The 13,617-nt window shown below is 41.4% G+C and carries 10 protein-coding genes, 4 tRNA genes and 2 pseudogenes; 11 read left to right on the top strand and 5 right to left on the bottom strand.

The features are described from left to right. Positions 1 to 26: 26 nt before the first annotated feature. From HLH18_RS15260 to rnr, 4 genes are all read right to left on the bottom strand, one after another. Positions 27 to 458, bottom strand: coding sequence for a hypothetical protein (locus HLH18_RS15260; protein ID WP_171547482.1), 432 nt, complete (start codon positions 456 to 458; stop codon positions 27 to 29). A 15-nt stretch (positions 459 to 473) separates the two neighbouring features. Next, entirely contained in the window at positions 474 to 683 is a 210-nt protein-coding gene (locus HLH18_RS15265; protein WP_171547512.1) for a YheV family putative zinc ribbon protein, read from the bottom strand. A gap of 41 nt (positions 684 to 724) precedes the next feature. Next, positions 725 to 2,779: a M3 family metallopeptidase gene (locus HLH18_RS15270; protein ID WP_171547513.1), complete on the bottom strand. Its 2,055-nt coding sequence runs from the start codon at positions 2,777 to 2,779 to the stop codon at positions 725 to 727. 138 nt (positions 2,780 to 2,917) lie between these two features. Further along, positions 2,918 to 5,344, bottom strand: coding sequence for a ribonuclease R (rnr, locus tag HLH18_RS15275; protein WP_171547483.1), 2,427 nt, complete (start codon positions 5,342 to 5,344; stop codon positions 2,918 to 2,920). Positions 5,345 to 5,611: 267 nt separating this feature from the next. Here rnr and HLH18_RS15280 point away from each other — a divergent pair. The 7 genes and pseudogenes from HLH18_RS15280 to HLH18_RS15310 all read left to right on the top strand — a co-directional run bounded on the left by HLH18_RS15280 (position 5,612) and on the right by HLH18_RS15310 (position 8,846). Further along, positions 5,612 to 5,703: transfer RNA gene (locus HLH18_RS15280), tRNA-Ser, on the top strand. A 15-nt stretch (positions 5,704 to 5,718) separates the two neighbouring features. Continuing rightward, positions 5,719 to 5,795 (top strand) — tRNA-Arg (locus HLH18_RS15285). A gap of 48 nt (positions 5,796 to 5,843) precedes the next feature. Then, positions 5,844 to 5,920 (top strand) — tRNA-Arg (locus HLH18_RS15290). Between the two features lie 230 nt (positions 5,921 to 6,150). Beyond that, entirely contained in the window at positions 6,151 to 7,350 is a 1,200-nt protein-coding gene (locus HLH18_RS15295; RefSeq protein ID WP_171547484.1) for a patatin-like phospholipase family protein, read from the top strand. Between the two features lie 35 nt (positions 7,351 to 7,385). After that, a pseudogene (locus HLH18_RS15300) lies at positions 7,386 to 8,134 on the top strand (IS5 family transposase). A 63-nt stretch (positions 8,135 to 8,197) separates the two neighbouring features. Further along, a complete protein-coding gene (locus HLH18_RS15305) occupies positions 8,198 to 8,434 on the top strand; it encodes a hypothetical protein (RefSeq protein ID WP_171547485.1) in 237 nt (78 codons plus the stop codon). A gap of 335 nt (positions 8,435 to 8,769) precedes the next feature. Continuing rightward, positions 8,770 to 8,846 (top strand) — tRNA-Arg (locus tag HLH18_RS15310). 88 nt (positions 8,847 to 8,934) lie between these two features. On the opposite strand, the pseudogene HLH18_RS15315 reads toward HLH18_RS15310, so the two are convergent. Beyond that, positions 8,935 to 10,238, bottom strand: a pseudogene (locus tag HLH18_RS15315) (SRPBCC family protein). Between the two features lie 165 nt (positions 10,239 to 10,403). Between HLH18_RS15315 and HLH18_RS15320 the strand changes: the two are divergent. The 4 genes from HLH18_RS15320 to yddG all read left to right on the top strand — a co-directional run bounded on the left by HLH18_RS15320 (position 10,404) and on the right by yddG (position 13,533). Next, on the top strand, positions 10,404 to 10,901 hold the full coding sequence (locus HLH18_RS15320; RefSeq protein WP_171547486.1) for a YcxB family protein: 498 nt from the start codon (positions 10,404 to 10,406) through the stop codon (positions 10,899 to 10,901). 38 nt (positions 10,902 to 10,939) lie between these two features. Further along, the gene (locus tag HLH18_RS15325) at positions 10,940 to 11,581 is read left to right on the top strand and encodes a fumarylacetoacetate hydrolase family protein (protein ID WP_171547487.1); all 642 of its coding nucleotides are present in this window, start codon (positions 10,940 to 10,942) and stop codon (positions 11,579 to 11,581) included. A 195-nt stretch (positions 11,582 to 11,776) separates the two neighbouring features. Then, on the top strand, positions 11,777 to 12,655 hold the full coding sequence (locus HLH18_RS15330; protein WP_171547514.1) for a DMT family transporter: 879 nt from the start codon (positions 11,777 to 11,779) through the stop codon (positions 12,653 to 12,655). Continuing rightward, the gene (gene yddG / locus HLH18_RS15335) at positions 12,652 to 13,533 is read left to right on the top strand and encodes an aromatic amino acid DMT transporter YddG (RefSeq protein ID WP_171547488.1); all 882 of its coding nucleotides are present in this window, start codon (positions 12,652 to 12,654) and stop codon (positions 13,531 to 13,533) included. The genes HLH18_RS15330 and yddG overlap by 4 nt, the downstream gene beginning before the upstream one ends. Positions 13,534 to 13,617 lie beyond the last annotated feature (84 nt).

Genomic DNA, 13,617 nt, shown 5'->3' on the forward strand with positions numbered 1-13,617 from the left:
TTTTAGCTGAATCGACAATTATAAAATTATTGTTTTTGAGCCAGTTGAGCTTCAAGTAATTTAATTTGCTCTTCTTTTAGTGCAACTAAGTCGTCGGCATCTGCATGTTGTGCTTTCAACATGGCTTCCTGATCCTTCAATTGGGCCTGAATATCTTCCAGTTTAGCGACTTCTTCTTTGGCTAATGATTCATTTTCTGGAACGGCTGCTTTCAGAATTTTTTCATCGACCAATTGAATGGTTTTTTCATCTGTCGCAACTTCGGGTTCAGTCGGTTTAGCTTCAGCAGAAGCCGCAGGCTTTGCCGGTGTATTTAAGCTGCTTCCTTCATGTTCAGGAAGTACTTCATTTGATGTTGCAAAAAACCATTGATATGCCAAAAAAAGCACAATGATTGCAACCAAGCCCCCAGTAATGCCCAATAAAAGTTTTGGGCTATTTCTTTGATCTAACGTCATGTATCGAACCTGTTTTTATTTTGGCTGACGAGGTTTGAATTGAATGACGCCAATTTCATCCGGTACTTCCGGCATTTGTGGTTCATCAATATGCGTCGGGCGGTTTTCCGTATAATCGCATTCGACACATTCAATCCATTCATCTTCGCCAGAGGTAAGCATGACCACTCTATCTAGCGCTTCACATTTAGGACATTTTGCACCTGCAATGAAACGACGTTTAATAGCCATCTTACTTACCTTCTGATCAATCTAAGACGCCTAGTTTAAGCGTTTTTAACGGGGTTCGTCCAACCTTGATGACGTAATAACGCATCTATTTTTGGCTCGCGTCCGCGGAAATTGATAAACGCATCAAGTGCTGTATCTTTTCCGCCAACTGCTAGAATAAATTGACGAAATTCTTTTCCTGTCTGAACATTAAAAATTCCTTCTTGTTCGAAACGATCAAAGGCATCACTGGCCAAAACTTCGGCCCATTTGTAAGAGTAATAACCTGCGGCATAGCCTCCAGCAAAAATATGGCTAAAACTATGCTGGAAACGGTTATAACTTGCCGTTGGTGCTACTGCATATTTTTGACGAATATCATCCAAGGTGGCTTGGACCTGTTCTGCACTTAAAGCGGAACTGTGCTTGTGAATGGACAAGTCAAACAAGGCAAATTCGATCTGACGCAAAGTTTGCATACCAGATTGGAAGAAACGTGCATCGAGTAAAGATTTAAGTAAATCTTGCGGAAGATGCTGTTTGGTTTCGATGTGTTCACTGAGCAGGTCCAGACTTTCGGTATCCCAGGTCCAGAATTCCATAAATTGACTTGGCAGTTCGACAGCATCCCAATCGACGCCGTGTGTTCCTGCTACTGCAATATGGTCGACTTCGGTCAGCATGTGATGCAAGCCATGACCAAATTCATGGAATAAGGTATTTACTTCATCATGGGTGAGCAGTGCCGGTTGATCACCGACTGCAGGAGTGAAGTTACACACCATGTAGCAAATCGGTTTTTGTAAGCCATTTTTAGTTTGCATACGTGAACGGAAACCACTCATCCATGCGCCACCACGTTTGCCACTGCGTGCGTACAGATCAAAGTAAAAACCGCCAACCACAGTGCCTTGATCTTCCAGTTCAAAATAATGAGCATCGGGATGCCAAACCGGAGCTTCTCGTTCCACAATGTTGATGCCGTAAAGACGGTTCACAATACTGAACAAGCCTTGCAGAATTTTTGGTGCAGGGAAGTAGGGCTTTAATGATTCTTGAGACAAATTGAACTGCTGAACTTTAAGCTTTTCAGAATAGTAGCCGGTATCCCAAGGCTGTAAATCCTGAATGCCGTCTTGAGATGCGATGGCCTTGAGTTCGGCAATTTCTTGCGTTGCAGGCGCACGGGCATGTTCAGCCAAGTCGACCAGAAATTTATCGACAGTTTCGACATCAGGCGCCATTTTGCTGGCCAGTGAAAGCTCGGCATAGTTCTTAAAGCCTAACAGCTGTGCCATTTCATGACGTAGGCTTAAAATTTCTTCGATAATTTTGGTGTTATCAAATTCTGTATGTTCAGACTGATCTGAGGCACGTGTGGTATAGGCTTTATACAGCTCCTCACGTAAGGCACGATCATCTGCATAGGTCATGATTGCAAGATAAGAGGGAATATCTAAAGTGGCAACTGGCTGCTCAAGTTCACGTTGCTGACCATATTGTTTGAGTAGATCGATGCTGCTTTGCGGCAAGCCTTTGAGTTGCTCTTCAGTCAGTGGTTTGAAGTAGGCTTGGGTTGCATCAAGCACATGATTGGAGAAGTCGGATGAAAGCTGAGATAAACGTGCAGAAATTTCCGCATAACGTGTTTTTGCTTCGCCTTCTAAAGCCACACCTGAAAGTTTAAAGTCACGTAGTGCCAGTTTGATCGCACTTTGGTGTGCTGCAGGCAAGGTATTAAACTGGGGCGCATCATGTACATGTTGATAGGTTTGATACAACACCGTGTGTTGACCCAGTTGGGTATAGTATTCACTTAAAGCAGGAAGCAGGGATTGATAGAGCTCGCGGGTTTCTGCGTTGTTCATTACTGCATTGAGATGTGACAGCACACCCCAGGATTCACTCATATTATTTTCGAGGGTATCGACTTGGTCTAATACAGCCTGTTGTGCCTGAATATTGTCAGGGACTTCAGTTAAATTATTTAAAAAATTTTGTCCTTGTTGAATGGCTTGTTCAATCTGTTGTTTTAAATCTGCAAGTTGAATTTGATTAAATCGTGGAACAGGCAAAGTCGCCTTTTCTAAAGTCATTTCTATACGCCATATCATTTATAAACTTAATAGTAGATGTAGGGCTTAGGCACGAGGAAATCAAGGTCTATGCCTGTTTTAGTCGGTAAATAGCTATGAATCTCACTGAGCAATAAAAAAAGCCCTACCGAAGTAGGGCTTAATTTTTAAAAATTACTCTATCTTAGGTTTCGCATTGGCCTTTTTCTTTTTCGGCTTAGACTTTTTCTTCACTTTGTCTTTATCTTTGGCTTTTAGATCCGATTTAGCTACAGGCTTTTTATCTGACTTTCTAGCAAAAGTATCTGACTTGGTTTTTGGCTTTTTCTTGCGAATTGGCTGTTCACCATCTTCACTGACTACGGCTTTGGCACGAGGGTTATAAACCTCTTCTTTCGCTGTAGTTCTGGCAACACGCGGTGCTCGGCTACGAATCGCACGGCCGGCATGGGTCATTTGCTGCAACAGTTCAAAGTCAATCTTGCGATCTTCCAGATTTACGCCTGCCACTTTAATTTTGACTTCATCACCCAGACTAAAGGTTTGACCACGACTTTGACCGACCAAGCTTTGACTGGCTTGATCATAAACAAAGAAGTCATCGCCCAATTGGCTAACGTGAATCATGCCATCGACATATAAGTCTTTGAGGGTGACGAATAAACCAAATTCAGCGACTGCACTGATGATGCCTACGAATTCTTCACCTAAATGCTGCTGTATATAGTGACATTTTAACCAGGTGGTCACAGAACGGGATGCTTCATCAGCACGGCGTTCAGTTTGAGAGAAATGCTCGCCGGCATCATCTAAAGCGGCACCTGAAAGCGCAAAAGGCTTTTGTTTTAAATGCGCTTTGATGGCACGGTGCAACAACAAGTCAGGGTAACGACGAATTGGTGAGGTGAAGTGCGTATACGCATCATAAGCCAAACCAAAATGTCCGGCGTTACTTGCGCCGTAATAGGCCTGCATCATTGAACGTAACAGCACCGCATGAATACTTGGCGCATCAATACGGTCTTTAGTCGCATCAATCACCGCTTGGTAATCTTTTTGTGTTGGCTGTTCCGGGAATGGCAAGCCAAGCAACTTCACATACTCACGAACTTTTTGGATACGCGAAAATTCAGGTGGCTCATGCACACGGTACAACATTGGAATGTCGTTTTCCAAGGCATATTCTGCTGCTGCCACATTGGCAAGCAACATACATTCTTCAATCAGTTTGTGTGCTTCATTGCGTGAACGCGGCAGAATTTCTTTAATCCCGCCTAGCTCATCAAAAGTCATGTAGGTTTCGACGGTTTCAAATTCCATCGCATGACGTTCGGCACGTAAACCTTTGAGGGTCTGATAGAGCTGGAACAGGGTATTCAATGACTTGTGCACACTGCGGTCTTCAGGAATCGCATCGCTTTCGCCATCAAAATATTGCGCCACCTGAGTATAGGTTAAGCGTGCTTTTGAATGCATCACCGATGGATAGAACTGGAAGCCTGTCACTTTACCTGCACGGGATAAAGTCAAATCACACACCATACATAGACGGTCGACGTGTGGATTCAGTGAGCACAGACCATTGGATAATGCTTCAGGCAACATTGGCAAGACAAAATGCGGGAAATACACCGAAGTACCCCGTTCTTTGGCTTCCTCATCCAGCGGGTGATCATTACGCACATAATGGCTGACGTCAGCAATCGCAACCACCACACGGTAACCGCCACCTGGACGTTTTTCTGCATACACGGCATCATCAAAGTCGCGCGCATCTTCACCATCAATGGTCACTAAGGCTAAATCACGTAAATCGATACGACCTTGGCGATCCTGTTCATTTGGTTCTTTAAAGCTTTCTGCTTCACGAATTCCTTCTTCCGGAAACTCATACGGCAAACCAAATTCTAAAATGGTTTGTGGAATAATGATTTCAGTGTCGGCTTTGTCCGCCATCGATTGCACGATGTGTCCTGTAGGTAACTCTTCACGGGTCGGGTAGTCATCAATGGCTACACGAACAGAATCACCGACTTTGACTTGGGCATGTTCAATCAGTTCTTTTTCTAAGGTAATCGGTTGGTGTGCATTTGGATTTGCAGGTTGAATAAAGTATTCACCATCGTAAATTGCCACTTTACCAATAATCTGTTTTACACGATGCTGCACGACTTCAGTAATAAAGCCCCAAGCTTTACCTTTACGGTCGACAGAAGTCTGACGCACTTTAACGCGGTCACCATTAAAGACTAAACGCAGTTCACGTTCAGGCAATAAAATGTCATCATGACCTGAAATATTCGCGCTACCTAAACCTTTCGAGTTGATGTATACGGTTGCTTCATGAGTCGGCTGGCTGGTTGCGAGCAGGAACTTAAATCCATCTTTCATCAACTGGCCATCGCGTACCATGGCACTTAAACGATGGCTGAGTGCTTCTATACTTCTTTCATCTGCAATATTAAAGTATTCCACTAAATCTGCATGAGATTGTGGTGCTTGTAATTTTTCAATCGTTTCTGAAATGAGAATACGGCTTGGAATAGGATTGTCATAACGTTCGGCTTCAGCCTTAGCTTCAGGGTCGACCCAATTTTTCATAATGTCTTTGGCTTCATGTCAGAAGATAGGATTAGCATAAGTCATGCAGCATGATACTGCACGAAAATGATTGCAATATTGTGTTTTCAATTCCAATTTTACAGTGAAGCTGCACATTTCACACGAGCAACTGTCGAAAAAAGCGGGAAAGGGGCTCAATAAGGGTGGAAATCGTTTAAAAAATAGATGATTGATTAAAAATATCAGAATTTTTTGAAATGTGACTTGAAGTAGTAGAGTTTAGTTTGTATTATGGCGGCTCGTTACGGTGAGGTGGCCGAGTGGCTGAAGGTACTCCCCTGCTAAGGGAGCGTGGGTCTTAAAGCCCACCGAGGGTTCGAATCCCTCTCTCACCGCCACGAATAACTTGAAATGCGCTCATAGCTCAGCTGGATAGAGCACTTGGCTACGAACTAAGGGGTCGGGAGTTCGAATCTCTCTGAGCGCACCAATCAAGTTAAACGTAAATGTAACGAATGCTGAAAAGCAACTCAAGTACGCGCTCATAGCTCAGCTGGATAGAGCACTTGGCTACGAACTAAGGGGTCGGGAGTTCGAATCTCTCTGAGCGCACCAACTTGAACACATCGGCAGATGTAAAAATGGAAAAAACCGCACATGTTGCGGTTTTTTTGTTTCTGAAATTTAGTTATAGCTTCCCCTTAAAGCTGCTTAAATATTTTTAAAAATATGTCTTACTGCATTTGTCAGAAAGAGTTTCAAACATAGAGATTTTTTATATTTAGGTTTAGTTTATTAATTCAAAAAAATTACATCCGAGAAATTATAAGAGTGAGGGTTTAAATATGGCTCTACTTGCGTTAATCAAAGATAATCAAGACATTCATGGCCAAAATGGCTATATCAATTCAATTCGAAATAAAATTACGGCGCAGCCAATCTCGGATATTACCGATCCCCAAGGCAACCAATATATTGATTTGGTATTAGAGGGAGGTGTGGTATGGGGACTTGCGTTAATCGGTTATACCTACACACTTGAACAGGCAGGTATTCGTTTTCTCAACCTGGCTGGGACTTCAGCTGGTGCAATCAATGCAATCGTGCTTGCAGCTTTAGGGCAATCATCGGATACCAAAAGTGAAGAGCTGCTTGCTATTTTTAATCAGATGGATTTAAAACATTTTGTTGATGGTGGTGTTTTGGCAAAAGAGTTAACCGCTGATATTGAACAAAAAGATTCTCCATTTTTTGCTATGTTTCCAAAACTGGTCGGTCTTTTAGGTCTGGGGAAATTTAGCAAAAATAAACTGGGGATCAACCCGGGCCGGTATTTTGAAAACTGGTTAGAAGGGATTTTAAATCAGCATAATGTTTCAACAACAGCTCAACTTTTTAAAAAATTAGAAAATAAAAATTTAAAAATCAGAGAAATGAGCAAAAGAAAATACCCTGTTCTTGATCAGATACGCTTTGAAAATAGTTTTAAAACTAATGAATTGGCTATTATTGCATCAGATATTACAACTGAAAGTAAAATTATTTTTCCTCAAATGGGGTATTTATATTGGAAGAATCCCCTAGAAACTCATCCTAAACACTATGTCAGGGCTTCTATGTCCGTTCCGTTGTTTTTTGAACCTGTTCGAATCAACAAGATACCTGAAAAGCGTGAAGAGTTTTGGCAGGTATTGACTGGTTTTGAAGGGAATCCTCCTGAAGTTGCTTATCTTGTTGATGGCGGTGTGATTTCTAACTTTCCAATTGATGTTTTTCACTCTCGGGACAGCATTCCATTATGTCCTACATTTGGAGTCAAACTTGATATTAGTAGGAAAAAAGCTTCAACAGTAGACAGTATATCCGACTATTTAACCGCACTTGTCAAAACGACTATTCATACCAATGATTATACTTTTTTGCTTAATAATGATGATTACAAACAATTGATTACATATATAGACACTTCACAAAAGTATGTACCCAATAATAAAAATAAATCGAATAATATTTTGAGAAGAATACTAGGGCCTGTCATCAATTAGCTTGAGAAAATCTAACCTGTCCTCATTATTTTTTCATGACTAAACGCTATGCATTAAGAGATGATCAGTGGGAACAGATTAAGGATCTGTTGCCCGGACGAGCGAGTACTGTTGGAGTAACTGCCAAAAACAACAGGCTATTTGTTGAAGCAGTATTATATCGGTATCGTTCAGGTATTCCGTGGCGAGACTTACCAGAACGCTTTGGGGATTTTAGAGTCGTGCACACTCGCTTTAGCCGTTGGGCTAAAGCAGGCGTATGGCAGAAATTTTTTGAAGTGCTATCACACGAAAGTGATAATGAATATGCCATGCTGGACTCAACCATTGTGCGCGCTCATCAACACAGTGCCGGAAAAAAAAAGAACAGGCAATCGGACGCAGTAAAGGTGGCTTAAGTACCAAAATTCATGCCCGTACTGATGCTTTAGGCAACCCAACAGGATTTTATCTCACTGCCGGGCAGGCTCATGACTTAAATGGTGCTGATGTGCTGCTGGACTTATCGTTAAGTCAGACTTGGCTCATGGATAAAGCCTACAATTCCAAGAATCGGGTGATTGATCCAATCCATAAGATCAATGGTCAGATCGTGATGCCGTCCAAAAGTAACGCGATTGATCAGCGTGATTATGACCCACATCTTTATAAGGCAAGACATCTGATCGAGAACTTCTTCGCCAAGCTCAAGCAGTATCGAGGTATTGCTACGCGCTATGATAAATTGGCTCAAAACTTCCTGTCAGCGATCTACCTTGCCTCAATCATGATATGGCTTAATTGATGACACGCCCTAGGAAAAATTAAGCATAATGAATCAGATACATTTGGTATTCTTGACTTCAATATGTCGGATGAAAAGAAAGCCGCACTATTTGCATTAGGTGCAAAAGCTGCATGTGATTTTATTTGTGGAAATGAAGTATATGCCTCAAGTAATAAACAAAAACCTTATCCGCCAAATACAATTCCACCATTTCATTGGGAAGAGTATAAAGATTTAAGAGAACAATTAATTGTGGCTGATACCCAAGCCTATCAAGAAAAAAAGGAGAAAATTAAAAAATTCTCTTTATTGCCATAAATATATTTATAAAATTATATGCATATTTTCCTGTAGTTCTGAATATTCTAGAACTACAGGTGATATCTAAATGGCTTCACATCTTTCTCTACCAATTAAATAAGTTTCTTGAGTGTGATCATCTAGAGCATTGATGTATTTTCAGTGCTTGTTGCTGGTTTTCAAGATCAACTTTTGGGGAAAAATGTGCTGAAAATATCTAAATTGGGTATTTTCGTTTAAAAAATAGCTGAAAAATTCAATTTTGCCCAATAACTGTCCACTTGATTACGGATTTGTTAAAAAGCACTTAACAGAGCGTTAAAAACGCGTATAATGCACCACATCAAGACGTCGCGCTCATAGCTCAGCTGGATAGAGCACTTGGCTACGAACTAAGGGGTCGGGAGTTCGAATCTCTCTGAGCGCACCAACTTGATCACATCGACAGATGTAAAAATGGAAGAAACCGCTTAATTGCGGTTTTTTTGTGCCTAGAATAATTCAAAACCATTACATCATTATTTCATGCGTTGTTTGATCTTTAAGGCCAGCAAGGTATTGCCACCAATTGCCGGTAATATATCGTGATAAGGCATACTGCGCATCGCCCGAAGTAGAAATGGTGCTTTGTCATGGATTTTCATGGCACTGGTGACATTTAATAATGTTCCGTTGCCTTGCGGAATCAGCTGCATTCCACCTCTGACAAACTGCAAATCTCCACCTACCGCATCAAACTGATTTTCTGAACTGTTGGGATAATCAAAGCGCAGCTTAAAATCGAAGGGAATATTGATCATGCCCAATCCGACTGAAATTTTGTAGTCTGCATCAAAAGTGTTGGGATCAATTTTTTTGATGTCGATGTCTTTAATCTGGCGCGGAAAAAGTTCCTGATAAGCAGGAGCACTGAGCCAGCGTTGCATGTGTTGCGGGCTTTTGGCGAAATATTGATAACTGCTCGTAAAACGCAAGCTTTCCAAACCGTGTGGATAAGGCACTTTATTGGATGGCAAGATGAAAGAAACCGGTTCCTGGGACAGCTTGCTCAGTGTGGCAATTTTTTGAACCTGGCTCGAATTTAATGATGTTTCAGGTAATTCTCCAGCTTTTAAGGTTTGGTAACTTGGTGTTTTAAAGTGTTGTTGCAAGGCTTCTAATAAAAAAGCGTTGGTACCTGAGGGAATACCAAGTTTGGCTTCAGGAAGGGCATTTAAAATGGTACTAAATAAAAAGCCTTTGGGATGGTTTAAGTCGCCCCACTGAGTAACGGTAATTAAAGTCCTGTTATTGCCCAAGTCAAACCATTCAATTTTGCCCGCGCCGTAAGGAATGGGCGCATCCAGAACAAGGGTGGAAATACTGTTGGCCGTTAAATGATGCTGCATCACCACATTTTCTTTAAAGTTCAAGATCGGAATTGGGGTAGGAATATGCACCTGATATTTCATCTGGGTAATATTGCCTTGTTGCTCCAGTACTTTTGCAGATTTTAAGGTTGGAAATAGGCCGTTATAGTGGCTGTAATTCATTAAAAGCCGCGCTACATTCTGGCTATTGCTCGGTACAACCACTGCACCGGTATAAAATTTGCCGCTCATGCTTTGCGGATTTTTAAAGGTCGGTAAAGTAATTGCCTGTGCGGGATGGGCATAAATCAAAATACAATTTGCAGTTAAGTCTGCCAGCGGCTGAGCCTTGCCTTGAAATACACTTAAGCTACTGGGAATCTGTTCTTTCCATGGAATATTTTAGCCGAAGTCTGCGTGCCAATCAGACAGCACAGAATCAGTAGACTGCATTTGTTTTTATTGTTTCGCATATCACATCCTGTTTATGCTTTTTATCAGTGAATGCTGATGTTTTAATCAATTTACCAGCAATTGTGAAGCAAACTTATGTAATTTAGGCCGGCAAAAACAATAAGGAAAAGGCTGAATCTGGTGTAATATCTAGCGCAATTGTTGTAATAATTTGATGATCAATTATGTCAGAGACCAAGCCGGCGGTATCGCTACGTTATTCCTTAAATCTGGAAGAATCACAAGATGGTTTTGCCCTTGCGACTTTTGGTAAAAAGCAACTCACTCGCTTTATTACGCCACTGGTGAGTATCGGGATTATCGTCTGGGGGTTTTATCTCGGCTTTAATGGTGTGGGGCGCTATTATGTGGCGTTGGGGGCTTTCTTTTTAGTTTTACAATTGATTATGCGTTACTGGTTTTTACCGATGATGTTTAAACGTCAATTTGTAAAATACCAATTTGGCAAAAGTGAACAAGGCATCGAATTATTTCAAAATTATGCAGAAATTTATGCCAATGGCCGTAAGCAAATTTTCAACTACAGCGAAGTACAAAACTTTGCCATAGGCAAGCTGACCTATATGATTGAATTAAAAAATCGTACGGTCATTATTGTACCAAAACGTGCTTTTGAGCAATCTGCGGATCAGACCGTATTTGAAAATACATTCAAAAAGTAAGTTTTAAAATATTTAAAAGTGAAATAAAAGGGAAGATCATGAGTACACGTCCATCTAAAATTGTCTGTGTCGGTCGTAGCTATGCAGACCATGCCAAAGAATTAGGTAATGCTATTCCTGATCGTCCAGTTTTATTTATTAAGCCGCCAAGTAGCTTGATCGGTTTAGAACAAGGTATTTCATGGAACCCGGCTTGGGGCAATTGCCACTATGAATGTGAATTAAGCTTGCGTATCGACCGCACTTTAAAAGCAGAAACCGACCTAGTCAAAGCCTTGCAAGCAGTCGGTGCAGTCACTTTAGGTTTGGACTTGACGCTACGTGATTTACAAGATGACTTAAAAAAGAAAGGTCAGCCTTGGGAACGTGCCAAAGCCTTTGATGGTTCATGTATCTTGGCAGACTGGGTCGAGCTTTCTGAAATTAAAGACTGGAAAGATGTGCATTACTCTTTTCATGTTAATGATGAGCTACGTCAAAAAGGTGATACTTCTTTACTGATTTTTGACATTGCCACTTTGCTTGCAGACATCAGTCAGGTCTTTACTTTAGAACCGGGTGATGTGGTGATGACCGGTACACCTGCAGGTGTGGCTGCATTAAAAGCAGGAGATCAACTCACCATGACTTTACATGGTCAAAGTCAGGATTTTGTCTGGAAAACCTTTGTTCAGGCTTAAGCTTTGAATCAAAAAAAAGGACTGCTTTGGCAGTCCTTTTTTTTAAATAGATATGACGCTGAATACTTTTTTAGATTCTCTGCAATTTCAAAGTTGAGGGGTTTAGCGTATCTTTGGACGCGTAAAAAATACGGTAAGTTTCAAGGAACAATAGTGATAGAACGCAAGGCACTGGATGTACAAGCATCGACCATCATGTTGGGCTTGTGTATTCTTTGGGGCTTACAGCAAGTCGTCTTGAAAATGGCGGCTCCAGATATTTCTGCTTTAATGCAAGTTGCCTTGCGATCAGGCCTTTCCGCCTTAATGGTCTATCCACTGATCAAGCTTGCGGAAGGGAACTCACTGTGGAGCAAAGATTATTTGTATCCTGGTTTAGTCGTGGCTTTATTATTTGCAGCTGAGTTCTTTATGCTTGCTCAAGCCATTCGATTTACTTCTGCTTCGCATGCCGTTGTTCTGCTTTATACCGCACCTATTTTTGTGGCTTTAGGTCTGCATTGGAAATTGCCTTCGGAACGATTATCTGTTTTGCAGTGGAGCGGTATTTTTATCGCATTTTTAGGCATCGTAGTAACGTTTGTTGGACGCGATGGCAGTTCAGGGCACGATCTATCGCAAATGTTGTTTGGGGATTTTCTCGCTTTATTGGCAGGCATACTCTGGGCTGCAACCACAATTGCCGTCCGCTTAAGCAAGCTTTCCGATGCACCAGCAACCCAGACTTTATTTTATCAATTGGCAGGTGGTTTTGTGTTCCTGTTGCCTTTAACTTTCATGTTGGGGCAAGCGACTATTCATTGGACAACGCTTGCCATGAGTAGTTTGATTTTTCATAGTATCGTTATTTCATTTGCCAGTTATCTGATCTGGTTCTGGTTGCTGAAAAGCTATTTGGCTTCACGATTAGGCGTATTTTCATTTTTAACACCGTTGTTTGGCATGCTGTTTGGTGTGTGGTTGTTGAATGAAAGCATCGAAATGAATTTTATTATTGGCACAGTCATGGTGATGATGGGGGTGTTGATCGTAAGTTTACAGGGCTGGTTGAAGCTGAAAAATAGCAACGCATGAAAGCGTTCAATAAAGCCACCCTGATAGGCTTCTCATCTATCTTGATTTGGGCAAGTCTGGTTGCCGTGGTTAAACTGATTACTGAATCTTTGAGTGCTGTTTCAGCGATTGCACTGATTTATAGTTTTAGTGCAATGGCTATTTTAGGGTTTAATGGACTGCCGCATTTTAAGCAAATGTCGAAAGCTTATGTGTGGGGCTGTGGCGCTTTATTTGTGGCTTATGAAATTTTATTTTTGGTTTCGATTGCCTTGTCACAAAATCATGATCAGGTGTTGATTATTGCGATGATCAATTATTTATGGCCACCGTTAACCATTGTCTTTTCAATACTGGCGAAGCAGCTGAATTATCGTTGGCCGGTGATTTTAGGATTTATTGTTTCTGTGCTTGGATTATTGCTGGTGGTTAATCCAGACATTTTGAATTGGTATCAATTTCTGCAAATACTGCGACAAAACCCGATTGCCTATTTTTTTGCATTTTTGGGGGCACTACTTTGGCCATGTTATAGCGTACTGACCAAAAAATATGCCCAAGGGAAAAATGCGGTGCCGCTATTTTTTCTGGTGACGGCAATCGCTTTATGGTGCATTCATTTTATTCTGGATGAGGCTTTTATTTTTCCACAGCTGAGTATGTGGTTATTGATTGCAATGACAGGTGGTTTGGTGGGGATTGCCTATAGCAACTGGAACCAGAGTTTGCAGTTCGGCAATATCAAGCTGCTGATTCTCGCCACCTATTTTATGCCAATTTTATCTTCCTTTATGTCGATGCTGATTTTGGATGCAACACCCAATCTCACCTTTTGGATCGGGACATGCTTAGTCACTTTCGGGGCAATGATGTGCTGGAAGAACACTTCGGAAATTTAAGTCTGATTCATGTTCCTTCCTCTTTTACCGAGGAAGGCGAGATATTTTTATCTCGGGGAAATTTTCTTGAGACTAAGTGCGGTG

The sequence above is a fragment of the Acinetobacter sp. ANC 5414 genome (assembly GCF_013004295.1).
Lineage (GTDB): Bacteria > Pseudomonadota > Gammaproteobacteria > Pseudomonadales > Moraxellaceae > Acinetobacter.